Origin of the sequence: Gilliamella sp. B2887, from assembly GCF_026537015.1 — a bacterium.
Lineage (GTDB): Bacteria > Pseudomonadota > Gammaproteobacteria > Enterobacterales > Orbaceae > Gilliamella.
Genome location: NZ_JAFNMX010000002.1, coordinates 182,256 through 208,383, shown reverse-complemented (window position 1 = coordinate 208,383; position 26,128 = coordinate 182,256). Strand labels below are relative to the sequence as shown.

Annotated in this window: 19 protein-coding genes, 1 tRNA gene and 1 pseudogene; 11 read left to right on the top strand and 10 right to left on the bottom strand. The window is 32.3% G+C overall.

Annotation, left to right across the window (positions count from 1 at the left end; translation table 11 throughout):
- Positions 1-51: 51 nt before the first annotated feature.
- Together pntB and pntA are read right to left on the bottom strand one after the other, a co-directional pair.
- Positions 52-1,446 carry a Re/Si-specific NAD(P)(+) transhydrogenase subunit beta gene (pntB, locus tag J3U13_RS02755; RefSeq protein ID WP_267339981.1) on the bottom strand — a complete coding sequence of 465 codons (1,395 nt, stop codon included), beginning with the start codon at positions 1,444-1,446 and terminating at the stop codon, positions 52-54.
- Positions 1,447-1,461: 15 nt separating this feature from the next.
- On the bottom strand, positions 1,462-2,994 hold the full coding sequence (gene pntA / locus J3U13_RS02750; protein ID WP_267339980.1) for a Re/Si-specific NAD(P)(+) transhydrogenase subunit alpha: 1,533 nt from the start codon (positions 2,992-2,994) through the stop codon (positions 1,462-1,464).
- Positions 2,995-3,716: 722 nt separating this feature from the next.
- Here pntA and J3U13_RS02745 point away from each other — a divergent pair.
- From J3U13_RS02745 to J3U13_RS02700, 10 genes are all read left to right on the top strand, one after another.
- Complete coding sequence (locus tag J3U13_RS02745; protein ID WP_267339979.1) at positions 3,717-3,899, top strand: hypothetical protein; 183 nt, start codon at positions 3,717-3,719, stop codon at positions 3,897-3,899.
- Positions 3,900-4,238: 339 nt separating this feature from the next.
- The gene (locus J3U13_RS02740; protein WP_267339978.1) at positions 4,239-4,496 is read left to right on the top strand and encodes a hypothetical protein; all 258 of its coding nucleotides are present in this window, start codon (positions 4,239-4,241) and stop codon (positions 4,494-4,496) included.
- 4 nt (positions 4,497-4,500) lie between these two features.
- Positions 4,501-5,889, top strand: a complete 1,389-nt coding sequence (locus J3U13_RS02735) for an MFS transporter (RefSeq protein ID WP_267339976.1) — start codon at positions 4,501-4,503, stop codon at positions 5,887-5,889.
- 1,091 nt (positions 5,890-6,980) lie between these two features.
- A complete protein-coding gene (gene mukF / locus J3U13_RS02730; protein WP_267339975.1) occupies positions 6,981-8,303 on the top strand; it encodes a chromosome partition protein MukF in 1,323 nt (440 codons plus the stop codon).
- A 43-nt stretch (positions 8,304-8,346) separates the two neighbouring features.
- Positions 8,347-9,069 carry a chromosome partition protein MukE gene (gene mukE / locus J3U13_RS02725; RefSeq protein WP_416380343.1) on the top strand — a complete coding sequence of 241 codons (723 nt, stop codon included), beginning with the start codon at positions 8,347-8,349 and terminating at the stop codon, positions 9,067-9,069.
- Between the two features lie 2 nt (positions 9,070-9,071).
- A complete protein-coding gene (gene mukB, locus J3U13_RS02720) occupies positions 9,072-13,490 on the top strand; it encodes a chromosome partition protein MukB (RefSeq protein WP_267339973.1) in 4,419 nt (1,472 codons plus the stop codon).
- 393 nt (positions 13,491-13,883) lie between these two features.
- A complete protein-coding gene (locus J3U13_RS02715) occupies positions 13,884-14,105 on the top strand; it encodes a hypothetical protein (protein WP_267339971.1) in 222 nt (73 codons plus the stop codon).
- Between the two features lie 559 nt (positions 14,106-14,664).
- Positions 14,665-14,886 carry a hypothetical protein gene (locus J3U13_RS02710; protein WP_267339969.1) on the top strand — a complete coding sequence of 74 codons (222 nt, stop codon included), beginning with the start codon at positions 14,665-14,667 and terminating at the stop codon, positions 14,884-14,886.
- A gap of 352 nt (positions 14,887-15,238) precedes the next feature.
- On the top strand, positions 15,239-16,531 hold the full coding sequence (locus tag J3U13_RS02705; RefSeq protein ID WP_267339968.1) for an HlyD family secretion protein: 1,293 nt from the start codon (positions 15,239-15,241) through the stop codon (positions 16,529-16,531).
- Positions 16,524-18,635: a peptidase domain-containing ABC transporter gene (locus J3U13_RS02700; RefSeq protein WP_267339967.1), complete on the top strand. Its 2,112-nt coding sequence runs from the start codon at positions 16,524-16,526 to the stop codon at positions 18,633-18,635. The genes J3U13_RS02705 and J3U13_RS02700 overlap by 8 nt, the downstream gene beginning before the upstream one ends.
- A gap of 786 nt (positions 18,636-19,421) precedes the next feature.
- On the opposite strand, the gene J3U13_RS02695 is transcribed toward J3U13_RS02700, so the two are convergent.
- The 8 genes and pseudogenes from J3U13_RS02695 to secG form a co-directional block, all read right to left on the bottom strand.
- Positions 19,422-19,580 carry a hypothetical protein gene (locus tag J3U13_RS02695; protein WP_267339966.1) on the bottom strand — a complete coding sequence of 53 codons (159 nt, stop codon included), beginning with the start codon at positions 19,578-19,580 and terminating at the stop codon, positions 19,422-19,424.
- A gap of 936 nt (positions 19,581-20,516) precedes the next feature.
- The gene (locus tag J3U13_RS02690) at positions 20,517-21,005 is read right to left on the bottom strand and encodes a hypothetical protein (protein ID WP_267339965.1); all 489 of its coding nucleotides are present in this window, start codon (positions 21,003-21,005) and stop codon (positions 20,517-20,519) included.
- A 334-nt stretch (positions 21,006-21,339) separates the two neighbouring features.
- Positions 21,340-21,666 (bottom strand): primase-like DNA-binding domain-containing protein, encoded by a 327-nt coding sequence (locus J3U13_RS11460; protein WP_416380344.1) that lies wholly within the window; start codon positions 21,664-21,666, stop codon positions 21,340-21,342.
- Positions 21,667-21,675: 9 nt separating this feature from the next.
- Positions 21,676-21,909, bottom strand: a complete 234-nt coding sequence (locus J3U13_RS02685; protein ID WP_267339964.1) for a hypothetical protein — start codon at positions 21,907-21,909, stop codon at positions 21,676-21,678.
- A gap of 211 nt (positions 21,910-22,120) precedes the next feature.
- A pseudogene (locus J3U13_RS11455) lies at positions 22,121-22,271 on the bottom strand (primase-helicase zinc-binding domain-containing protein); the annotation flags it as partial.
- 75 nt (positions 22,272-22,346) lie between these two features.
- Positions 22,347-23,585: an integrase domain-containing protein gene (locus J3U13_RS02675; protein ID WP_267339962.1), complete on the bottom strand. Its 1,239-nt coding sequence runs from the start codon at positions 23,583-23,585 to the stop codon at positions 22,347-22,349.
- Positions 23,586-23,759: 174 nt separating this feature from the next.
- Positions 23,760-23,845: transfer RNA gene (locus J3U13_RS02670), tRNA-Leu, on the bottom strand.
- Positions 23,846-23,852: 7 nt separating this feature from the next.
- Entirely contained in the window at positions 23,853-24,227 is a 375-nt protein-coding gene (secG, locus tag J3U13_RS02665) for a preprotein translocase subunit SecG (protein ID WP_267339960.1), read from the bottom strand.
- Positions 24,228-24,648: 421 nt separating this feature from the next.
- Here secG and thiI point away from each other — a divergent pair, with 421 nt between their 5' ends.
- Positions 24,649-26,100, top strand: coding sequence for a tRNA uracil 4-sulfurtransferase ThiI (thiI, locus tag J3U13_RS02660; RefSeq protein WP_267339958.1), 1,452 nt, complete (start codon positions 24,649-24,651; stop codon positions 26,098-26,100).
- The last annotated feature ends 28 nt before the right edge of the window (positions 26,101-26,128 follow it).

Below are 26,128 nucleotides of genomic sequence, written 5' to 3'. Positions count from 1 at the left end.
CTGCGGCTAGGCCGCAGTAATATTTTGTATTATCTATAAGACTAATTGTCATTAAAGATTTTGTAACACTTTTTCAACACTATCTTTGGCATCACCAAATAGCATATAACTATTTTCTTTGAAGAACAGTGGATTTTGAACGCCGGCATAACCGGTATTCATTGAGCGTTTAGAAATGATAACCGTTTTAGCTTTCCAAACTTCAAGAACTGGCATACCTGCGATAGGGCTATTTGGATCTTCTTCCGCCGCTGGATTAACCGTATCATTTGCACCAATGACCCATACAACATCCGTATCAGGGAAGTCGTCATTGATTTCGTCCATTTCAAGCACGATATCGTAAGGTACTTTCGCTTCGGCTAATAATACATTCATATGCCCCGGTAAACGCCCGGCAACAGGGTGGATACCAAATCTCACTTCAATACCCATAGCTCGTAGTTTTTCAGTAATATTGCTCACCGCGCCTTGTGCTTGTGCAACCGCCATACCATAACCTGGAACAATAATAACTGAGCGTGCTTCTTTCAAGGTTTGTGCAACTTCAGCGGGTTGAATTTCGCGATATTCACCTTGTTCTTCTTCTGAAGAGCTTGATGAGCTGCCATCGCTACCAAAACCACCGGCAATTACGCTGATAAATGAGCGATTCATTGCTTTACACATAATATAAGAAAGAATTGCACCAGAAGAACCCACTAACGCACCTGTTACAATTAGAAGGTCATTTTGTAGCATAAAGCCTGCCGCTGCTGCAGCCCAACCAGAATAAGAATTGAGCATTGAGATAACAACAGGCATATCTGCACCACCAATCGATGCTACAAGGTGGAAACCAAACACTAATGCAATAATAGTCATAATAAGTAAACAAATTAGAGCGCCAGCACCAGTTTGTATATTGATAAATGTAAACATCAAAATAACAGATATAACTATTGCAGCTAGATTTAGATAGTGTTTATTTGGAAGAGATAATGGTTTTGAACTAATTTTACCATTTAACTTTCCAAAGGCTACAATTGAACCTGAAAAGGTAACCGCACCAATAAATACACCTACAAAAATTTCAATTAAATGAACTGTTATTTCATTTGCTGAAAATGTAACCATATGCGGATCTAAAAAGCTGTTTATACCAACAAGAACGGCTGCCATTCCAACAAAGCTATGTAGCAAAGCAACCAATTCAGGCATTTGTGTCATTTCAACATTTTTTGCTAGGTATAAACCAATAGCAGCGCCTATAATCATGGCAATAATGATCCAGTGTAATCCACCATTTATGCTGGCAATTGCTGCGATAAGGGCTATTGCCATACCGATCATACCGTAGATGTTTCCTGATTTGGCTGATTCTTGATTGGAAAGACCTCGTAAACTGAATATAAAAAGTAATGCAGCAATAACATAGGCTGCTTGAATAATTCCGTTACTTAACATTATTGATTCTCTCCTTTATTTACCACGTTGGAACATTTTTAGCATTCTTTGGGTAACAAAGAATCCACCAAAAATATTGATACTCGCAATCAAAATAGCAATAAATGCAATTGCTGTTGTTAAGCCATTATCATCGCCGACTTGCAATATAGCCCCAACTAATATAATTCCGGAAATAGCATTCGTTACAGACATAAGTGGTGTATGCAAAGAATGGGTAACATTCCATACAACGTAATAACCAACAACGCAAGATAGCGCAAATACAGTAAAATGCCCTAAGAAGCTTTCAGGTACCGAGTTTGCTAACCAGAAGTAAGCAATAATAATTAACGCTAAAATCCCATATTTTTTCTGCGGATCCATTGGCTTTGGTTCTGGTTTTGCAATAGGATCGGCTGCTTTTTTCTGAGGTTGGGCAGATACTTGAATTGGTGGCGCAGGCCAAGTGATTTCTTTATCTTTGACTACAGTTACTCCACGAATAACCACATCTTCAAAATTGATGTCAATATTGCCATCTTTCTCTTTAGCAAGCAATTTTAATAAATTAACAATGTTAGTCCCATAAAGTTGAGATGCTTGAGTTGGCATACGATTAGCTAAATCAGTATAGCCAACAATTTTTACATTATTATCTGTTTCAAATATTTCGCCAGGTTTAGTTAATTCGCAGTTGCCTCCTGTTAAGGCTGCTAAATCAACTATAACGCTACCAGGTTTCATTGATTCAACCATTTCTTTCGAAATAAGTTTTGGTGCTGGTTTACCTGGTATTAGTGCTGTAGTTATAATGATATCTACATCTTTTGCTTGGTCTGCAAATAATGCCATTTCAGCTTCAATAAAAGCAGCAGACATTTGTTTCGCATAACCGTCACCTGAACCAGATTCTTCTTCGAAATCTAACTCTAAGAAGTCAGCGCCCATACTATTAATTTGTTCTGCAACTTCTGGACGCGTATCAAATGCTCGAACAATAGCACCTAAACTAACTGCTGCACCAATTGCTGCAAGACCAGCAACACCTGCACCAATTACCAAAACTTTTGCTGGTGGCACTTTTCCTGCTGCCGTTACTTGCCCAGTGAAGAATCGTCCGAATTGATTTGCTGCTTCAATAACAGATCGATAGCCAGCAATATTAGACATGGAACTTAATGCATCAAGTGACTGAGCACGTGAGATACGTGGAACACAATCCATAGCCATTACAGTTATATTTTTAGCTGCAAGCTGTTCTAAAAGCGCTTGATGTTGGGCTGGATAAATATAACTAATGAGAGTTAACCCCTCCTTCATTAGTGAAATTTCTTCATCCGTTGGTGCATGGAATTTTAAGATAAGGTCATTTTGCCAAATCTCTTGATTATTTTGAATTGTTGCTCCAGCATCAATAAATGCTTGATCTTCAAAATGAGCAGCGTGTCCTGCACCTTGTTCTACAGAGACTGTAAATCCAAGTTTTAACAGTTGTCCAACTGTTTGGGGAGTTGCTGCAACTCTAGCTTCATTGGCTAACCGTTCTTTGGGTATACCGATATGCATTGCATTTCATCCTTATGTTAAAGTGAGTTGGTAATAGTACTTTGATTCTAGCATAAAATTGCGGCAGAGCGAGTAGGTAATTTATTTTTTATTATTCAGTCCACATTATTATTTTTAATAATATTATAAGATCATATCAATAAATACGCTCAATAATGAAAACGGGTAATAAGGATTAAAATAATAATATGATTATTTATGCTAAAAAATTGTTGTTTTTTTAATATTTTTTTCTATTTTTAAAGCAATTGACCATATTTAAGTTTAGTTCTATTTGCTTCAGTTTTACTTCATAAGATATGATAATAAATACTTTTTTAATGTTTCAATTTATATTTAATGCAAATTAGGTAGTTAAAACATGAATTTATTTTTTTAGACATAAAATAAAAAGCAAGAAAAAATAACAGGCAACAATTATATTTTGGGTTCATTCAATATTAACATCATTGCTTAAGTAGTAATTTTTTTAAAAGGTTGTAAATCGCTATTATCTAAAAAATATCATAAATTCAAATTGATTAATGATATTAATCTGGTTTTTTTATTAATAATATTGAAGGAAAGTTCATTTTTATTCCAAAGTTGGAAAAAATTAATACGTATACTTCATATAAATCTAAGAAATAGCCAATAGGTAATGCAATGATTTATGTTTTAAAAGAACCTATAATTGTTATTTCTCTTAGGTCAATTTAACAATTACTGATAAAGAAATTGTAATGTTAGAACCTTATTTAGAAAAATCTGATATTTTATTAGTTCAACTTGAAAATATTATTAATGCTGTTTTTCATACAATGAAATTACCTAAATATGTAAGAGTAAAAGTTGTATTTGACCCTGCTTCATACTCTTTAAATATCATCCAATTATTATCCCAAATAACACCGAGGCAAATTTAATGCGGCTAATTTAGATACTGCAAAACTTGCAACTCGAAAAATATATTTAATAGGTATTCAAACCGTTATTGTTATTTTTAGTAGTAAAAATTTACTGATTTTGATGGGATAGATCCTTAATACATTAACTCTTTTTAGCCATAACTTTAGATACAATAGGTACAAAAGATATTTTTAATGATGTGTTTTATAAATTACAGGAAAAAGATGAATCACTTTACCAATAAGCGATTTATGCTTCTTTGTCAATAGACAATTAAGAAGCATAAAAAAATGCCATTTTATCAGAGTATATTTTACAAAATGACTAACAAATCAATTTTCTATAGGAAATGATTTATGACAAATCAACCAAAAAAAATTATTTTAGATTATGATCTCTGTCATCATGATACTTTCGCGATTTTATTGGCACAGGGTGATCCTGATATTGAATTAGCAGCTATTAAACCCTTAGTGAAAAAAGTCGACATAGCACAAGATATTTATAATGATTCAAATTTGGATAGACGAGTACAATCAAAAACCAGTATACAGTTAAACCCAATACATACAATTAATTTATATATTGATTCTTTAAACGCACCAATGAGGTAAATGCATGATAGATCAAAGTAAGGAAAAGAAAAATATTATAACATTAATGGTTGCGTTACTTGCAGCTTGTACTGCATTTCAACTTAATGCAAGCATGTTAAGTCCAGTATTAGTAACCATAGCTAACGAGCTAGGGACCAATGATGCGGCCGTAGGTTTATCGCAAACCTCTTTTTTTACAGCTGCAGCGTTATTTTCTCTATTTTTGCCACGCTTGAGTGATATAAAAGGCCGTAAGAAAGTATTAACCTTTATGTTGCTTATTATGACATTTGGTACAATACTAGCAGCACTAGCACCTAATATAGAAGTATTGTATGCGGCACGAATTATACAAGGTGTATCAGGTCCTGTTGTACCACTTTGTTTATTGATGCTTAGTTATGAAGTAAAAGATGCCAAACAATATGGAATGTTAATGGGAATTATTACAGCAGTAAATGGTGGTATTGCTGGTGTTGATGCAATTGCGGGTGGTTTACTTGCTACATATTTTGGTTTCCGTTCAGTTTTTTGGGTTATTGCGGTCGTTGCTGCTATTTCTACCTATCTTGTCTATCGTTTTTCTCCAGAATCAAAACCATCAGCGGGAACTAAAATGGATTGGATAGGTGTTCTGTTCATTGTAATGACGATTGCAGCTTTACTGTTAGCACTTAATGAGGCCGGCAATATTGGTAGTGCCAATTGGCTTTATGTCATTGGACTCACACTGATTGCTATTGTTTGTTTTATGTTATTTTGGTGCACAGAAAAACGCAATAAACAACCATTGGTAACAATTGAACATTTAAAAAGAAGGTCAACTTGGGCTTTACTCTTAACGACAACATTAACCATGACAGGTATTTTTGCAATAGTTAATGGTTTAGTTATGTCAATAGCACAAAATCATGAATTAGGTTTCGGACTTGATCCTGATTGGGCATCACTCATTTTTCTTACACCATATGCATTAATTGGTTGGCTTGTGGGTCCGTTCTCAGGTCGTTTAGCGCCAACGATGGGATATAATAATGTATTAAAATTAGGTTTATTGGGTTGTATCATTAGTATTTTAGTAATTATGTTCTATGGTGTTTACTCGTTAACAATTTTATCCATTTGCGTTATAGCACTTGGAATTTTTTATGCAGGAATGGCTAATATTATCTTAAATGGATTAGGTATTGTTTTATCGCCATCAGAAAATCCAGGATTTTTACCTGGTATGAATGCAGGTGCCTTTAATTTAGGCGCAGGATTAAGTTTTGCATTGTTACCCGCTATACAAATGGTAAATGCTAATACTATCAAAGGTTATTTTAATGGTATGTTATTGGGATTGATCATTACTATTTTAGCTTTACTTTGCAGCTTTTTAATTCCTCGACCTATTAATGCAGAGTTATAAAAAGTATAAATTTTTAATGAATCCTAGATAATATTATCTAGGATTTTTAGCTTTGAGTGTAATAAATATATTGTTTCTGTCATTGGCTTACTACTATTTATGATTTGATGTTTTTCGAAAATCTATGTTCTACGATTTGGGTATTAAAGTAAAAACTAATATTATGAAGAATTTGTCTTCAGTAACTAACTTGCTATTTTTAATAGTAAACTAATTTCAATACAAATAACATTAAAGCCTTTTTAGGAACAATAATATCAACTTTTAGTTATTATCAGTTTTTTTAAAGATTAATTTAAATTATTTCCCAATTTAATCATTTCAGAAACTTTTAAGAAAGGTTTACCATCTTCATAAGTAATAATAGAAACTGTTTTACCATATATTAATTTTGTCAGACCAATTTTAGGTAGGATTTGTAATGGAATATCTCCAATTATTTCAAAATTAGTTAAAATAATAAATAATTTACGCTATATTTTATGACATAATTACCTGAAGTAATGTCTGGAACTTGATTTATAGGTAAATTAACATATTTTCTTCAGTGTTTTTTGTCCAACATCTGTAATTAAAATCCATCCTCATCACTGATTTTTTTCCAATAGTTCAATAGTAATAGAGTTACTGCGGGTTTTTTATAAAGTATTATGTAATCTAATCAATTGGATAGACATAAATATGCTTTTATTCAACCGATTGCAATTGAGATACCACAAGTAGGGGAGAATGTTAGAGTTCTAAAAGAAGTGGCAAAATTTGATAACATCAAAAGCAACATTTTACGCATATGTTAACCTAATTTTTAAAAAATAATGAATTTTCTTTTATGTTTGGTATTGTCACGTTGAGTATAGGTGCCAGTTAAGATAAATTTGACGAATGCAATATAAAATCTAAAATGAGGCTATATAAATGTTCATTTACTGTTATTCAATCATCTAATCGTAAATCTTAAGCTTGGTTATTTTTAACTAGTACAAATTGTTATATAATCGATAATATTTGTCTTTTTAATCTCTATATTGTATTTATTAAACTTTTTTAAGGTATTTTTATATAAAACGATACGTTAATCTAAGGAAACCTCTATGTTGGATTTTTCCCAAACAGTACCTGAACTGGTCTCTTGGGCAAAAAAGAATGATTTTTCAATTACTTTACCTGTTGAAAGGTTAGCTTTTTTATTGGCTATTGCTGTATTAAATAGTGAGCGTTTTGATGGTGAAATGACTGAATCGGAATTAATTGATGCTTTTCGGCATGTTTCACAGATTTTCGAACAAAGTGAAGATACCATCACTGTACGAGCCAATAATGCCATTAATGATTTAGTGCGTCAGCATCTAATTACACGTTTTACAAGTGAAATGCCTGATGGCTATTCAATTTATCGTTTAACTCCCCTTGGAATTGGGATTTCTGATTATTATATTCGACAGCGGGAATTTTCTTCACTGCGTTTATCCATCCAATTATCCATTGTGGCACAAGAATTGAAACGTGCTGCCGATGCAGCTGTCGAAGGGGGGGATGATTTACATTGGCATAGAAATGTCTTTGCTCCTTTAAAATATTCGGTTGCTGAAATTTTTGATAGCATTGATATAACGCAACGTGTTATGGATGAGCAGCAAGTTGATGTAAAACGAAATATTTCTGCATTATTAAGCCAAGATTGGCAAGCTGCAATTAGTAGCTGTGAGGGATTGTTAACGGAGACATCACAAACACTTCGTGAGTTGCAAGACACTTTAGCTGCTGCAGGCGATAAACTACAAGCCAGTTTGTTATTAATTCAAGACGCAACACTGGATCATCCTGAACTTGATAAAATTAACAATGTAGTATTAGATTTACAAAGTAAATTAGATCGAATTATAGGTTGGGGGCAAAAAGCGATAGATCTTTGGATAGGTTATGATAGACATGTTCATAAATTTATCCGAACAGCGATCGATTTAGATAAAAACCGTGTATTTTCACAACGGTTACGAAAATCAATTCAGAATTATTTTGATATGCCATGGTCTCTTACATTCGCAAATGCTGATCGTTTACTCGATATGCGTGATGAAGAACTCGCACTACACGAAGCAGAAGTGACAGGTGAATTACCTTCAGAACTTGAATTTGAAATGATAGAAGAGATTCAAGAACATATTATTATGCATATCGAACAAAATTTGTTGATTTTTAAACAAGAAAATAAACCACTTGATATTGGTATAGCAATTTGTAACTATTTGGCACAATTCCCACGCGAACAACATTTTGATATAGCAAGGTTATTTATCGATCAGGCTATTCGACTTGGTATTGCCAAAGATGATTTACTCGGTATACCCAGCGAATGGAAACCTATTAACGATTATGGAGCTAAGGTACAAGCACATGTCATCAACAGATACTAACGATTTAGAAACACAACAAACTGCACATCATCTTGATGAAATTATGGAGCGCATAGCGGCAAATTCACAAGCATCCATTGATAAATATATGCCAGTTAAATTGGCGCAAGCAATTGCAAATCCGATTTTCCCTGAGCTTGATAGTACTTTGCGTTCAGGGCGTCATATTGGCATTGATGAGCTTGATAATCATGCATTTTTAATGGATTTTCAATTAGAACTTGAACAATTTTACCAACGTTATAATGTTGAATTAGTCAGGGCGCCAGAAGGATTTTTTTATCTTCGTCCTCGTTCAACGTCGTTAATTTCTCGCTCGGTATTATCTGAGTTAGAAATGTTAGTTGGCAAAGTACTTTGTTATCTTTATTTAAGTCCTGAACGATTAGCGCATGAAGGGATCTTTACGTTGCAAGAGTTGTTTGATGAACTGATTTCATTAGCAGATGAAAGTAAATTGCTCAAATTAGTTAATCAGCGTTCTACTGGTTCTGATTTAGATCGTCAAAAATTATTTGATAAAGTCAAAACAGCTTTAAATCGATTACGTAGACTTGGTATGATTTTCTTTATTGTTGGCAATGACAGTAGCCGTTTTCGCATTAATGAATCAATTTTTCGTTTTGGCGCTGAAGTCCGTAGTAGTGATGATATGCAAGAAGCTCAATTGCGTTTAATCCGTGATGGTGAAGCAATCAATATAGAATCGTCACTTATTTTAGATGATAATAATGAAGACCAAGATGTTAATGAGGAGATAGAATAATTATGATCGGACATGGTAAATTTCACTCATTGACACTGATTAACTGGAATGGTTTTTTTGCTCGAACTTTTGATCTGGATAAATTAGTTACTACACTTTCTGGGGGAAATGGCGCGGGTAAATCAACCACAATGGCAGCATTTGTTACTGCTTTAATTCCTGATTTAACTTTATTACATTTCAGAAACACGACCGAAGCAGGGGCAACATCAGGTTCACGAGATAAAGGCTTACACGGAAAATTGAAACCTGGCGTTTGTTACTCAATACTTGATGTAATTAATTCTCGTAATCAACGTATAATTTGTGGAGTACGTTTACAGCAAGTAGCTGGTCGTGATAAAAAAGTCGATATTAAACCTTTCCTAATACAAGGTTTATTTGTTGGCATTTCCCCAACAGAATTAGTTACTGAGAGATTAATTGATAAACAAGCACGAATCCTTTCATTACCTGAATTAAAAGAAAAAATTGAAGAAATGGAAGGCGTAATTTTTAAACAATTTAACTCAATTACTGATTATCATTCGGTAATGTTTGATGTCGGTGTATTACCAAAGCGTCTGCGCACATCTTCTGATCGTAGTAAATACTATCGCCTAATTGAAGCTTCACTTTATGGTGGTATTTCAAGCGCTATTACTCGTTCACTTCGTGATTATTTATTGCCCGAAAATAGTGGCGTACGTAAAGCTTTCCAAGATATGGAGGCTGCACTACGTGAAAATCGAATGACATTAGAAGCCATTAGAGTGACGCAATCAGATCGGGATTTATTCAAACATCTGATTACCGAATCAACTAATTATGTAGCAGCTGATTATATGCGTCATGCTAATGAACGTCGTGTACATATTGAATCAGTGCTAGGTCTACGCCAAGATATGTTTAAAACGCAAGCGCTACTTATAAGTAATCAATTCCGCCAAATTGAAATGGCGAAAGAGTTGAAAGAATATCAAGAAGCACAAAGCGATTTGGAAACCGATTTACAAGCAGCTAATGATCATCTTAATCTAGCACAAACGGCATTACGCCAACAAGAAAAGATTGATCGCTATCAAGCAGATTTAGACGATTTAAATGTCAAGCTTGAGGAGCAAAGTGAAGTTGTTGTTGAAGCTAACGAACAATATCAAGTTTACCGTGATCAATTTGAACACACAGAACGAGAAGTTGATGAAATCAAAACACAACTGGCTGATTATCAGCAAGCGCTTGATGTCCAACAAACCCGTGCTATTCAATATCAACAAGCATTGCAAACCCTTAAAAATGCGCAGTCTTTATGCCAATTACCTAAACTAGACCTTAATAATATTGAAAATCATTTTGAAGAGTTTGACGAAAAACAGAAAGTAATAACAGAGAAAGTATTAGAACTTGAACAAAGGCTCAGTGTTTCTAATGCGGCAATCAGTCAATTTGATAGAGCTTATCAACTTGTTGTCAAATTAATTGGCGATGTGGTGCGTAGTGATGCATTTATTGTTGCCAAAGAAGCATTAAGGAAGTGGCCATCACAATGTTATCAAGCTGATCAAGCTGAACATTTACAATTACACTTAGATGAATTAGAACAACGTTTTTTTGAGCAAAAAGAAGCAGAATCATTATTAACTCAATTTTGTAAACGTATTGGTCGTCAAGTTAATTATGAAGATCTTGAAGAGTTAAAACAAGAGATTGAAGTACAATTAGACGAAAGTGCTCTGTTAGCCAATGAATCTAGCGAAAAACGTATTGAATGTAGGCAAGAACTAGAACAGATTCAAGCTAAAATTTCTGATTATCGACAAAAAGCACCTTTATGGCTAAAAGCACAAGATGCTTTAATTTCATTGCAAGAACAATCTGGTCAAACATTTGCCCATAGCCAAGCGATTACACAACATATGCAGCAGTTACTTGAACAAGAGCGAGTACTTGTTACTGAACGTGATCAAATCAATTTTAGACGTAATCAGCTTGATAGACAAATTGAACAACTCAATCAACCAAGTGGGGTTGATGATGGACGATTATCAGCATTAGCAGAACGATTTAATGGCGTATTGCTATCTGAAATTTATGAAGATGTTACTATTGATGATGCTCCATATTTTTCGGCGGTATATGGTCCATCTAGGCAAGCTATTGTGGTACCCGATTTATCTTTAGTAAAAGCACAACTTGAAACTCTTACTGCAAGTGAAGAAGATTATCCTGAAGATATCTATTTTATTGAAGGTGATCCGTCATCATTTGATGATAACGTGTTTGATTGTGAAGAGATGAATAAAGCGGTATTGGTTAAAACAGGCGATCGTCAATGGCGTTTTTCTAGTTTTCCTAAAGTACCATTATTTGGCCGAGCTGCACGTGAGGTTTATCTTGAAAAATTATCTGTTGAACGAGAACAACTGTATGAACGTTATGCAACAGCCTCATTTGATCTACAAAAATTACAGAGAATTGAGCAAAATGTTGGGAAATTTATCGGTCAATATTTAGCGGTAGCTTTTGATATTGATCCTGAAGCTGAAGCGCAAAAATTAGTCGCAAGGAGTGTGGAAGTTGAACGATTGCTGTCGTCTCAAGAAACTATTGATAAACAAAATCAGCAACAAGTATCTAGCTATAAGGAACAGTTAAGTACTGTTAATCGACTTGTTGCACAGATACATTTATTGGCTGATGATGATCTAGCAGATCGTATTGATGACTTACGTGAACAAGTGGTAGAAGCACAAGAGGCAGTACAATATGTCAATCGCAATCGTAACACTGTTTCAGAACTGGAACCAATTGTTGCTGTTTTACAGAGCGATCCTGAACAAAATGAAGCTTTACATAAACAATACAACATCATAAAAGAACAACAACAGATTATTCGCCAACAAGTCTTTGCATTAACCGAAGTGATACAGCGTCGAGTTCATTTTAGTTATGAAGATTCCGCTGATATGTTAGGTGAAAATACTGATTTAAATGAAAAACTGCGTTCTCGATTGGAAGTGGTTGAAGCACAAAGAGCTAAATCCCGTAGTCAAATGCAGCACTATCAAGACAAGTATAATCAATATAACCAAACGTTTGCTTCATTAAAAAGTGCTTTTGAAACTAAGCAGGATATGCTTAATGAACTACTTAAAGAGATAAAACAAATTGGTGTAAAAGCTGATACGATTACCGAGGAACGTGCTAAAATTCGCCGTAATGAAATCCATCAAAAACTTAATGATAATCGTCTGGAATGTCTTTCTCTTGAAAAACAATTGATTATGTGTGAAGGCGAAATGACTCAAATGCAAAAACGTTTGAACCAAATATCGCGAGAATATAAGCAATTACGGGAACAAGTGGTGCAAGCTAAAGCTGGGTGGCGTTTAGTATTACGATTAGTTAAAGACAATAGTGTTGAGCGTCGATTACATCGCCGGGAACTTGCTTATTTAAGTGCCGATGAGCTTCGTTCTATGTCGGATAAGGCGTTGGGTTCCTTACGTTTAGCTGTAAATGATAATGAACATCTACGAGATGTATTAAGGCTATCTGAAGATCCAAAACGGCCTGAACGAAAGGTTCAATTCTATATTGCGGTTTATAAACATCTGCGTGAACGAATTCGCCAAGATATCGTGAAAACTGATGATCCAATTGAAGCCATTGAACAAATGGAAATCGAATTATCTCGCTTAACTGAAGAACTCACCTCGCGTGAACAGCAATTAGCAATAAGCTCCAAAAGTGTAGCCAATATTATACGTAAAACTATACAACGTGAGCAAAATCGTATTCGTATGTTAAATCAAGGTTTACAAGCAGTGGCATTTGGTCAAGTTAATGGTGTACGTTTGAACGTAAGTATACGTGAGGCTCATTCTGCTTTATTATCAGCCTTGGCTGATGAACAAGATGAATATCAAGACTTGTTTAGTAACAATCGAATCACTTTCTCAGAAGCGTTAGCTAAACTATATCATCGCTTAAACCCTCATATTGATATGGGGCAACGAAGTTCACAAAATATCGGTGAAGAATTACTTGACTATCGAAACTATCTAGAGATGGATGTTGAAGTTAATCGTGGTGCTGATGGTTGGTTACGTGCCGAAAGTGGCGCTTTATCGACTGGTGAAGCGATTGGTACTGGTATGTCGATTCTATTGATGGTGATTCAAAGCTGGGAAGAAGAATCTAAACGACTGCGTAATAAAGATATTTTACCATGTCGATTATTATTTTTAGATGAAGCTGCTCGTCTTGATACTAAATCAATTGCAACGCTTTTTGAACTATGTGAGCGATTAGAAATGCAGCTTATTATTGCTGCACCCGAAAATATTAGCCCAGAAAAAGGAACTACTTATAAATTAGTTCGTAAAGTTATTAATAACCAAGAACATGTTCATGTTGTTGGATTAAAAGGCTTTGCTTAATAATATTGCTGGTGATTACCACCAGCAATATCTTATTTTTTAAGAAATTTGATTGCTTATGATGTATACTAACGAATAAAATATTTTGATGTTATCACTTAATTTTAAATTTATATAATTACTCCATCATGAATGATTCTATTTCGCTCTAAAAATATAATTTTTCTCTATACAAAGGTTAAGTTTTAGTAAAAAAATTATTAATATTTTTAAAACACTTATGCTTAATTTAAAGTCTTTTTTTTTCATGTGAAAATTAAATGTAATCATAATTGACTTGATCAAAATTTTATTTTCTGTTTAAATATTTATGGGTTTAAACAGTACTATGTATTAATGGTATTTTTTAGACTCTAATTTGAAAATAACTATTGTGGAAAAAAGGAACACATTATGAAAGAATTAAATTTAGTAGAAGTTGAACAAGTTTCAGGTGCTGGCTTTATAGCTGATGCAGCGGGTGCCTTAGGTGCTGGTATTGGTGCTGTAGTGGATGCAGCTCATGGTGACGAAAGTAATGCTGGACAAAATTCAGGTAGATTACTAGGTCAAGGGATTGGTAGAGTTGTTGAAGCTGTTATCGGTATAAATTGCCCATCAGCATGCCGTCCATAATTAATGTTTTGAACGAGAAGCGATCATTCGCTTCTCGTTTTGTATAAAAAATCATCCAGGGAATTAAAACATATATCTTAAGCTAAAATCAATATTTTATATAATTAATAAGTTAAATGATTTGATTTATATATGTGTTTTACTGGATATAAATTATCAAGGAAGATGATGATTAAAATTTTCTCATTATTACCTCATTTAATATCATTAAACTTGAAAGGGAAATATGTACATTATGTACATGAAGTTTTTTTTCTGTTTACCTTCCTACTACTATCAATAAAAAAATCAATAAATAATAACCTTATTTTGCTTACTTAATATAATTTTTTTGCCTATAAAAAGTTAAGTTTAAATTAAAAATAATCATTAATTTTAAAATACTTATATTAAATCTAACATTCATTTATTTCATGTGAAAAATATATGTAATAATAATTGACTTGATAAGAATTTTATTTTCTGATTAAATAATCACGAATTTCATTGGTACCATTTAGAAATTGGTATTTTTGGATTTTAATTTGAAAATAATTATTATGGAGAAAAGGAACATATTATGAAAGAATTAAATTTAATGGAAGTTGAACAAGTTTCTGGTGCTGGCTATATTGCTGATGCAGCAGGTTCTTTAGGAGCTGGTATTGGTGCTGTAATTGATGCAATAAATAATGATTTAACTCAATCTTCTCAAAATGCCGGTCAAATACTAGGTGAAAATATTGGTAAAATTGTTGAAACTCATTTAGGTCTACATTACCCAGCGCGTGTTCCTTTATAATTGATATTATTTAATATCGTCAAACGAGAAGCGATTATCCGCTTCTCGTTTTGTTTTAAAAAATCAACTAGTTATATGAAATTATGCATTTTAAACTAAAATTCAGTATTTCTATTTTAGAATAATAAGGGATTGTTCAATTAAAAAATAAAATTAGATAAGATATTAATTAATAATTTATTTTATGTGATTGGTCATCTATCATTAAACAGATTTGATCATTTAAGTAATTATGTTTAGTAATAAACTTATTAGTATATTTTTAAACATGATTTCTTTATTGAAAATTAAAATTCATATTATTGAATAAATAATAATAAATAAATATAAGTATAAGTAGGTAAAACATTTTATGGAAAATAATCGATTGTTTCGGCAAGAAGCTATTAATTACCAGAAAGCAAAATGGATGGGAAAAGCGTTATTAATAAAAGGATATTCTGCATGGTTTGTTTTTTTATTATCGATTATTTTTGTTATCGTTTTAGTTCTTGCTATCATATTCGGTACTTATACTAGACGAATTAATGTGCCAGGTGAAATAACTACACAACCAAGAGCAATTACTTTGTTTTCAACACAGCAAGGTTTTATTATTAACTCTCATGTGAAAGTTGGCGATAAAGTTAAAAAAGGCGATCCAATTTATGAATTAGATGTCAGCCAAACGACACAGTTAGGTAATGTCACTCAAAAAACAATTGAATCAATCAATAATCAAATCAAAAATATATCTGAAATTATTGAAACTCTAAAGGAAAATAAACAGATCACTTCAAATGCATTGAAACAACAAATAGATGAATATAATCGATTCCATCAAGATTCATTATTGCTTGTCAAAAATGCAGAAAAAGGGATGAGTGAAATGTATGAAAGCATGCAAAACTATGCTGATTACCAAAAAAAAGGACTAATTAATAATGAACAATTCAATAATCAAAGATACTTATATTATCAACAACAAAATTCTTATCAATTTTTACAAAATCAAATAATACAAGAAAATTTAAGTATTATACAACTTAATAGTGAATTAGTTACAAAGATAGCTGATTTTGATAACAAAATATCTGAATATCAATTTCAGTTGAATGCTCTACAACGTCAATTAACAGAAGTAAATGCTAAAGGAACATTAGTTATAAGTGCTCCTAGTGATGGACGTATTGAATCACTTAGTGTAACAGACGGTCAGATGGTAAAAACAGATGATAGCCTAGCACAACTTATTCCTGCTAATACTGATATTTACTATTTAGTTCTTTGGGCTCCTAATGAAAGTGTTCCTTATATTTCAGTTAATGATAAAATTAATATTCGTTATGAAGCTTATCCTTATCAAAAATTTGGACAGTTCTCAGGTAAAATTATATCAATATCCAAGGTGCCTGCCTCAAGCCAAGAAATGTCAACTTACAGTAGTTCTCCATTATCTCAAAACAATATTAGTTATCAAGCTTATTACAAAGTAATGGTTTCTCTTGATAAAAAACAAATGGCCAAATTTAATAATAAAATTAAATTAACAAATGGAATGAAAGCTGACATCACTCTCTTTTTAGAAAAAAGACCTATTTATCAATGGATGCTATCTCCTTTTTATGATGTTCAAAAAAGTATTACAGGACCAGTCAATGAATAAAAATCAGTTTCAGCATATACTTCAAAGTTTACATTTTGGTTGGAAAAGAAAAATACCACAAATTTTACAGACAGAAGCTGCTGAATGTGGTCTTGCATGTTTAACTATGATTTGTCGTTATTATGGTATGAACGTAGATTTATTTAGTTTAAGAAATCAAATTGGCGTTTCATCTCATGGCGTCACTCTTGCCACCTTAATTAATATGTCAGCCTCTGTACATTTAAGAAGTCGTCCACTTTCTTTAGATTTAAATGAAATAAAACAGTTAAAAACCCCTTGTATTTTACATTGGGACCTCAATCATTTTGTTGTATTAGTGGCAGTTAAAAGAAGTAAATTTATATTACATGATCCCGCATTTGGTCGCCGTGAAGTAGGTCTTAATGAAATGTCAAAACATTTTAGTGGAATAGCACTTGAATTATGGCCTGATAAAGAGTTTGAACCTCGCACAGAACGCAGTCAACTTAGTTTGATTAAAATGCTTTTCCAAATTGATGGTTTAAAAGGATTTTTAGTTAAAATTTTATCATTATCTCTTATTATTGAATCCATTAATTTATTGCTGCCCGTTGGAACTCAATTGGTAATGGACCATGTAATTATGGCACAAGATCACAGTTTACTTGGATTAATCTGTATGGGATTACTGTTTTTTATATTATTCAGAACATTTATTGCCATGTTACGTTCTTGGTCATCATTAATTATGGGATCTTTAGTAGATATTCAATGGAAAGCTGGACTTTTTGATCATTTAATGAAATTACCATTAGCCTATTTTGAAAAAAGGAAACTTGGTGATATTCAGTCTCGTTTCACATCCTTAGAAATAATTTGTACAACACTAACTAATAATATCGTAAAAAGTATTATTAATATTTTGATGTCAATTGGTGTTTTTATCATGATGTTTCTGTATGGTGGATGGTTGGTTTGGATTGTCTGTGGTTTTACTCTCATCTACATAATATTACGTGTAGCTACCTATCAACGTTATCGACAAGCATCAGAAGAAAAAATTGTGAAAGAGGCTAAAGCTAATTCCCATTTTATGGAAAGTTTATATGGTATTGATACTTTAAAATCACTGAAACTTACTGACTCAAGAGCTCAATATTGGCTCAATATGAATATTGATACATCCAACGCAAATATTCGTCTTACTAAATTAGAAATGATATTTAGTGGTGTTAACACATTGATTATGATGATTGAGCAAACTTCAATATTGTGGATCGGCGCTGCACTTGTTATGGATGATAAAATGACGCTAGGTATGTTTATCGCGTTTACAGCATATAGAGCTCAATTTTCAGAACAAACAGCAAATTTGATAAATATGGTATTAGATTTGAAAATGCTGAATTTACATACTGAACGATTAACCGATATTGTATTAACTGATACTGAAAATGATATCGAATCAAAGCACTCTTTCCCTAAAGATATCCCTGTTGAATTTGAACTGAACAACATAGCGTATCAATACGATAATCTTTCTAAACCTATTTTTACTAATATAAACATGAAAGTTAAAGCGGGTGAAAGTGTTGCAATTATTGGTCCTTCAGGTTCAGGAAAAACCACATTGATGAAAGTTATGAATGGATTGCTTACACCTACTCATGGTGAAGTTCTTATAAATGGAATTGATATTTATAAATTTGGTGTTAATAATTATAGAGATATTATCGGTAGTGTATTACAAAATGATAAACTTTTTGCAGGATCTATATCGGATAATATTTCAAGTTTTGATAATGAAAAAAATTATGAATGGCTTATTGAATGTGCAAAATATTGTAATATTCATAACGAAATTATGAGAATGCCAATGGGATATGAAACGTTAGTAAGTGAGTTAGGAAATAGCTTATCTGGCGGTCAAAAACAACGATTACTAATTGCAAGAGCATTGTATCGTAAGCCTTGTTTATTATTTCTTGACGAAGCGACAAGTCATTTAGATGAAGATAATGAAACTACAATTAATAAGGCGATATCTTCATTAAAAATTACGCGTATTATTATTGCTCATCGAAAATCAACAATTGAGAGTGCTGATCGTGTTGTTAATATTGGTGAAGTAAATTATTAAAAAATAATAAGGGGCGAAAGCTATCACATTTAAATATGTAATAAAAGTTTTTGAAATTAAAGCAACAGTCAGAGAGGACAAAATACTTCAACTTATTAGCAATAAAATGTGATTTATCATTTCAGCAGGCAAGGGTTTTAAAGTTAGAAATGAACATTGCTATTATTTTGCTTAGTTAGTAAATTTTCTGCAATGGTAATATTCTTAATACTTTCACTTCACGATTTGCTGAAAATGGTATATTAAATTTTACTGTTTAAAACTTACTTTAGTTAATTTATTTTGAATATAGAAATACAATAATTAAAAAAATAGTTATTTATTTTTTTGTTTCAGCTATGTTTAGAATACTAAATTTATATAATACAATGATTATATTAATAAAAATAAATGGATAGTCATAGAGACAACTAAAACTTTCAGGTATAGGATGTAATCGTTGATCTGTTGCTATTGAGAACTTGCTGTTGTTGGATTAAGAAGCATTGCATAAAGAAATTTATACTGTGTATATTAAAAAGTTTCACCACAAATTGCCGGAAAAATTTTTTATCATCTCAGTCTGTTAGAAGATATTATAATTTATAATCAATTAGGAGAGCAACTAGTGAATATTATTCATGAATATTCAATACGGCATGAAATGCTTCTTGTGGGATATCAATACAGCCAAACTTACGTTGCGTTATTTTATTTTTTGTTTTTTTTGTTTCTTGATGCAGATCCTTAATAACCACGTCCTATTACACTTTTGCGTAATAGTGGAATATCTCCCTTTATAATGAGTTAACTTTCAAATACCGATTTTACTGGCATTGCATAGAATTTACGAGGTATAACATGTTTCATTTGCTGAACAATTGGCTTATTGCGTTCAAAGATTCTATCTCGTGGCAAAATAAATGAAAAAGCATCGACAATTTCATCATTCAACCAAATATCCATTTTAACTAAATCTGTTACAATATAACTTCGGTCTTAGTAATCTTATGACACATATCAATACGTAATTGATTTTAGTGAATTATAATAATTATAATCAATTCATGAAATTGGCAGTTTAAATATTAATTTGGTCATTTTATTATTCTGATACATCAGATCTACATAAACACACCGTTGTTTCTTCTGACAGAGTCCCATAATCTTACCTACATCTTCTATAGGAATATAATTGTTGTATTAATAAATAGTTCTTCAATACACGTAATCTTTTTCAAAACTCGTCAGTAACATAGGATTGTCTACGATGATAATTTTCACCATTTTTTAACGTTACACGATATTTGCATCAATAACTCAAAATGGTGAACTAAACCAATCATTTAAATATACTGTGACTAAAGTAACCAAAATGTCAGGTTTATCAGTGCAAATGCTGAAATATTATGATTCATTAAGGTTATTTCTATTTCTGTAACTCGCTCAAAATGTAAAGCGTTTTTCTGATGCAGATTTGCAATAGGTAAAATTAACTGAATGTTTTTGTAATGCGAATATATCAATTAACGATATACAACATTATGTTAAGTTTTGCTTACAAGGAGATGAAACATTGGATGAACATCTTACTATCATCAATCAACCAGAAAATAAATTAATCAATACGATAATATAACTAAATGAGCAATTAGCATTATTGAGATTTAAGAAAGGTTATTACAAAAAAGTAATAACCTAATGTAATAAATTAGATGTTATTGATAAAATTTATAAGTGAAAAGTGGTGAAATATATCTTTTAATAGCTGATTAAAATAAATAATCTTTAGTTAGCCAAAATGATGTAAACCAATATAATTAATACAAAATCACTTAGATCATCAATTATTGTCTGAATCATATTAACTTATTTATCTTATTCGAGTGCCATTAATCAATTTTAAAAATTACTTAAGTCAGATTGCCAAAGAATATAAGGGTCATAGTCATCATCGCCATTTGGTAAAGCTCCAGTTTTAGGAGGATGCATAAAATGAGTAGTCACTAATTGATTGTTATCAAGGTAGTCTATCTTCCATTCTAACAAATCTTTCTTATTTTCTGGTTTATCAAAGTTAAAAGTAATGTTGGAAAGTGAATTGTGATAAAGGAATTGTCGCCAACATTCATCAGAATCTTTAATACAAAATTCAACACTCAGAGGTTGATATTTTTTGCCATCTTTAAATAATACAGGTATTGCTTTTTGCTCTTGGGTATCGACAAAAAATGATAAAAAAACATTATCAGCAAGTTGAGCCTTATATTCTGTGTATTGGTTATTATTTTGTGACCTAGGCTGTTTTTGAAAACTGTTTTGGTTTTCATTAGCATAACTATGACTGCAAAATAAGCTACTTAAAAATAATATTGATATTAATTTTTTCATAATATATTCCATTGATGAGTTTAATGATTATTTTGAAAATAAGAGAGTAAAGACTAATAGAAAAACTATTAAACAATTTTTTATAGCATAGCCGAAAAGAGCAGTGATATATACTTTTTTATATTTTTCTTTCGTATTTTTTTATGGTTATTGATTATATAGTCATATTTAGCCTATTGTAATGCTATTAACTTCGTATACTTTACACAAAATAATAAACCTATATAAATAGTTACATCAATTTCCTTCTAAACATAAGTATACACTTTAGGTATTCACTCAATAAAAAAACGCCAATTAGGGCTGTCTTATTTTAGTGGTTCAATTTGAGCTACTAGTTAGGATCTTCGGCTTTATCTAGCCAATTTTTACACATATCTGGGTTTATTACTAAATTAGTTTCTACCCCTATATTAGTTCGTTTTTTAATGTACGCCTTTCTATTTTCTTTTATGGCGTAATTTAATGATGCACCAAAGCCACTCAAGGACAATGGATTATTAAGTCTTGTGTTTCGGACATACTCAATATAAGCATGGTATAAATATTTCTTAGGGATAAATGGTATTATGCCTAAATTGCCAATTAACATCCCATTGGGATAATCAAGAGTATTAAGATAACTACAAAAATCGACTAGGTGGTCAGATTCGCGCTTAATCGCAGTGGCTTACTTAGATTGTTGTTGCTTGTGTAGCCTTTCTTTTGCTTCTATTGGGTTAGTAAATTCATTTAATGGCAATCTGACAATAGAGGGTAACTCTTGTTCTATTTTGCTGACTAAGTTTAAATCTCGTTCTTTTTCAGGGATGACCTTGCCAAAATGAAAGATTACTCTGCGCCGAGATATACCGGCATTACGCTCATTAAATCGCCTAGCTTCATTGTTGATTACTAATACCACAGCAGGAATTTTACATGAGTAAGGTTGCTTGTGTTTTGGATCTATTGCAACCTCATCACCCCCAGTAATTGCTTTTAATCCTTTTTACATACGGGATTTTCTGGTGTGTTGTTATTATGCAACTGTTCAGAATCTATCTTTTTAAATACGGTTTTTTCTCGTATTTTGTTACTCTGATTAGGTAGATTCAAACATTCCGCTAATTTAATTGATGCTTCTTTAGTATCACAATGATAATAGTGTTTAATCAGTTCTAAGCCGTCACCGCTACCACATTGATTGCAAATATAAGTACCTCGTCCATTTTGATTATCAAACCGAAATCTATCTTTACCACCACACATAGGACATGGACAATGTTTACCTTTGCCCCATTTTTATTAATTTTCTCAATTAAAAATAAGCCTGCTATAATCGTTATGGTTGAATCGACTATACTATGGTGAATTGCGGTTACCTGATAGTGAAACATTCCCTTTACTGGCTTGCTCGACAAAATCGCCCCACCAGTCAAGCATGATTCTTTTTTGTTGTTCGTATTCTGCTCGGTTATAAGCTCGCCTAACTGCGTTCTTATCAACGTGCGATAATGCGCTTTCTATTACGTCATAATTAAAGCCCTGTTCATTTAAGGTAGTACTTGCTAACGATCTCAATCCATGCGCGACTAATTTATCTTTGTAACCCATGCGTTTTATTGCCATGTTAGCGGTCTGGCTACTCATTGGCTTGTTATAAGGGGGTCTTGCTGTTGGGAAAACAAACTCACTTTTATGGTTAATAGACTTCATTATCTCAAGTATTTTTATTGCCTGTGGGGATAGAGGTATATTATGAGGTCTATCCATTTTCATGCGTTCGGCAGGAATACTCCATAATTTTTTATCAAGATTAATTTCTTCCCATTTAGCGCCTACAGCTTCGCTAGGTCGCGTTAATGTGAGTAATTGCCATTCAATCACGCATCTTGTTTGTAACTCAATATTAGCCATGGATAAGGCTTGCATAAACTGCGGTAACTCAGTAGGGGATATGGTAGGCTGATTTTTTACTTTCGGGCTGTTAAATACGTCGGTAATTTTAGCAAGAGGGTTATTATCGATGATTCCCATATTGACAGCGTAATACATTATTTCATTGATTCGCCTACAAACTCTTTTTACTGTTTCGTATTTATTATTGTTATTTAATGGTTGTAAAGCATTGATTGCCTTAACAGCAGTTACTTGGTTTATGGGAATGTCTTTGATGTAAGGGAATACATGATTCTCTAATGAACGCCAAGCCTTTTTTAAAGTTTGTTCTTCTAGTCCTTGTTCTGTCTTGAATTTAAGCCATCGTTCAGCCATGGAGTAGAATGTATTGCAGATTGCTTCTTGCTTAAGTTGTTCTTGCTCCGCTTTATGTTCTTGGGGATCTATGCCTTGCTTAATTAATTCGCGTGCTTCGTCGCGTTGCTTTCGCGCTTGCTGTAGTGAAACTTCGGGATAACTACCAAAACTGATTAATGAACGGATTTTATTTATAGGGCGATAATAGTTAAACCGCCATATTTTAGAGCCGTTAGATTTAATTAAAAGATATAATCCGTTACCGTCAGATAAAGAGTAATTCTTATTCTGTGGCTTGGCTGTTTTTATTTGAGTGTCTGTTAATGGGGTCGTTATACGAGCCATAGTTATACGATTTTTAGTTATATGAGATTCGTATAACTAAGCATATAACTAAAAAATGTGGTTGTAAATGTGTCTTACTGATGCTTACGAAATAGTAAAATAGGCTATAAGCCTTATTTGTACTAGTTTTGATGTGATTTAAAGGATTTTAAAGAATGTTACTGATTATTGAATTGGTGCCGTGGGCGGGACTTGAACCCGCATGCCCTTAGAGCACTACCCCCTCAAGATAGCGTGTCTACCAATTTCACCACCACGGCGCCGTTTTTATTCAGGAATATCTGATGTAGGATTTATTTGTTCTGGTTGAACAACAGGATCTGCTGTCGGAGTACTGACTTTTTCGTTTTGTTGTGTCGTTACAGGAACAGTATCTTCGAGGTTATCAAATTCGCCAGTTGAAGTGGTATGACCGCGACTTCCTAAATTAGATAGAACAATACTTATTACAAAGAATAATATACCTAATAGTGTTGTTATGCGAGTCAAAAAGTTTCCACTTCCTGATGAACCAAATAAAGTTGCTGACGCACCTGCGCCAAAAGAAGACCCCATATCGGCGCCTTTTCCTCGCTGAATTAAAACTAATACGATTATTGCTAGTGCAATGATCAAATAACTTATAATTAAAAGTCCGTACATTTCAACCTGTCAATTTTATGTTTTATACAACAGAATTTATTGAAGCGAAATATTAACGAAAGACAGACCAACAAGCAAGTAAAATTTAAGGTATAGTTGGTATAATTTGAGTTTCGATAATTTAAAACTATTATCAATATTAATTTTTATATTAAAAATTATATTCATTTTTTGTCTTAATCGTTAGGGAAGACAAATCATAACGATTATTTACTTCTAGATATAAAATAGAATATTATTGCTTTTTGCAATAAAATTACCATAATAAATATTATTTTAAATTAATTTGTTCAGATGATTTAATTCAATAAATTGGTTTTATAATCCATTTTAGATTTAATATTTGTTAGATTAAATTTTATGTTTTTTTAGAAAAACAGTATAATGTCCGCCATTTTTATTTAGATCACGCCTTAGTTTTATGAAATTTATTGTTAAACTCTTTCCTGAAATCACGATTAAAAGTGATTCTGTTCGTTTACGTTTTATCAAAATATTAACTAGCAATATTCGTAATATATTAAAACATCATATAGAAGATGTTGCTGTTATTCGTCATTGGGATTTTATCGAAGTTCGTCCAAAAATAGAAAATAGTGAAGCCATGATTCTAGAACTATTAACACGAATTCCTGGTATTCATCACATTCTAGCTGTCGATGAACTAACTTATGTCGATGTGCATGATATTTTTGAAAAAGTTTTAAGTTATTATGCCTCATTAATTGAAAATAAAACCTTCTGTGTAAGGGTCAAACGCAGAGGAAAGCATGAATTTACTTCAATTGACGTTGAACGTTATGTTGGCGGAGGGCTTAATAAATATGTACCTTCAGCTAAGGTGAAGTTAACACGTCCTGAGGTTACGGTAAATTTAGAAATTGATAAAGATAAGTTGTTACTTGTTAAAGGTCGACATGACGGTATTGGTGGTTTCCCAACAGGTACACAAGAAGATGTTATCTCACTTATTTCTGGTGGATTTGACTCAGGTGTATCAAGTTACATGTTGATGCGGCGAGGAAGTCGAGTACATTATTGCTTTTTTAATCTTGGTGGAAAAACTCACGAAATTGGTGTAAAACAGATGGCTCACTATTTATGGGAACGATTTGGAAGCTCACATAAAGTACGTTTTATCGCTATTAATTTCTCGGATGTCGTTGGTGAAATTTTGGAAAAAATTGATGATGGGCAAATGGGTGTAATCTTAAAAAGAATGATGATACGTGCCGCATCTAAAATAGCTCAACGTTATAATGTGCAAGCTCTTGTGACTGGGGAAGCACTAGGTCAAGTATCAAGCCAAACATTAACTAATTTACGTTTAATTGATAATGTTAGTGATACATTGGTTTTACGTCCGCTAATCACACATGATAAAGAAACCATTATCAATATTGCTCGTCAAATCGGCACTGAAGATATCGCTAAAACAATGCCTGAGTTTTGTGGCGTAATATCTAAAAGTCCTACTGTAAAAGCAATTAAAGAAAAAATTGAAGCAGAAGAGTTGAATTTTGATTTTTCAATACTTAATACAGCTATAGAAAATGCAGAAAATATTGATATTCGTGAAATAGCGAAACAATCTAATACAACAATTCAACAGGTTGAAACAGTATCTACTCTTAACAACGATCATATTATTATTGACATTCGCCCATCAGATGAACAAGAAGATGAACCTTTACAATTAGGCGATAATGTTAAAATTAAATTAATTCCTTTTTATAAATTGGCTTCTCAATTTGGTAGTTTAGATCAAAGCAAACAGTATTTGCTTTATTGCAACCGTGGAGTAATGAGTAAATTACAAGCACTTTATCTTATTGATCAAGGTTTTTATAATGTTAAAGTATTAAAATTTTAGAACTTAACAATTATTTACTATATTGTTG

Coding starts and splice junctions, on each gene's coding strand:
- thiI (WP_267339958.1), top strand. CDS start 24,649: ATGAAATTTATTGTTAAACTCTTTCCTGAAATCACGATTAAAAGTGAT.
- J3U13_RS02740 (WP_267339978.1), top strand. CDS start 4,239: ATGACAAATCAACCAAAAAAAATTATTTTAGATTATGATCTCTGTCAT.
- mukF (WP_267339975.1), top strand. CDS start 6,981: ATGTTGGATTTTTCCCAAACAGTACCTGAACTGGTCTCTTGGGCAAAA.
- J3U13_RS02700 (WP_267339967.1), top strand. CDS start 16,524: ATGAATAAAAATCAGTTTCAGCATATACTTCAAAGTTTACATTTTGGT.
- J3U13_RS02710 (WP_267339969.1), top strand. CDS start 14,665: ATGAAAGAATTAAATTTAATGGAAGTTGAACAAGTTTCTGGTGCTGGC.
- J3U13_RS02745 (WP_267339979.1), top strand. CDS start 3,717: ATGTTAGAACCTTATTTAGAAAAATCTGATATTTTATTAGTTCAACTT.
- J3U13_RS02705 (WP_267339968.1), top strand. CDS start 15,239: ATGGAAAATAATCGATTGTTTCGGCAAGAAGCTATTAATTACCAGAAA.
- J3U13_RS02690 (WP_267339965.1), bottom strand. CDS start 21,005: ATGAAAAAATTAATATCAATATTATTTTTAAGTAGCTTATTTTGCAGT.
- J3U13_RS02715 (WP_267339971.1), top strand. CDS start 13,884: ATGAAAGAATTAAATTTAGTAGAAGTTGAACAAGTTTCAGGTGCTGGC.
- mukB (WP_267339973.1), top strand. CDS start 9,072: ATGATCGGACATGGTAAATTTCACTCATTGACACTGATTAACTGGAAT.
- J3U13_RS02695 (WP_267339966.1), bottom strand. CDS start 19,580: ATGGATATTTGGTTGAATGATGAAATTGTCGATGCTTTTTCATTTATT.
- J3U13_RS02735 (WP_267339976.1), top strand. CDS start 4,501: ATGATAGATCAAAGTAAGGAAAAGAAAAATATTATAACATTAATGGTT.
- mukE (WP_416380343.1), top strand. CDS start 8,347: ATGGAGCGCATAGCGGCAAATTCACAAGCATCCATTGATAAATATATG.
- secG (WP_267339960.1), bottom strand. CDS start 24,227: ATGTACGGACTTTTAATTATAAGTTATTTGATCATTGCACTAGCAATA.
- J3U13_RS02675 (WP_267339962.1), bottom strand. CDS start 23,585: ATGGCTCGTATAACGACCCCATTAACAGACACTCAAATAAAAACAGCC.
- pntA (WP_267339980.1), bottom strand. CDS start 2,994: ATGCATATCGGTATACCCAAAGAACGGTTAGCCAATGAAGCTAGAGTT.
- pntB (WP_267339981.1), bottom strand. CDS start 1,446: ATGTTAAGTAACGGAATTATTCAAGCAGCCTATGTTATTGCTGCATTA.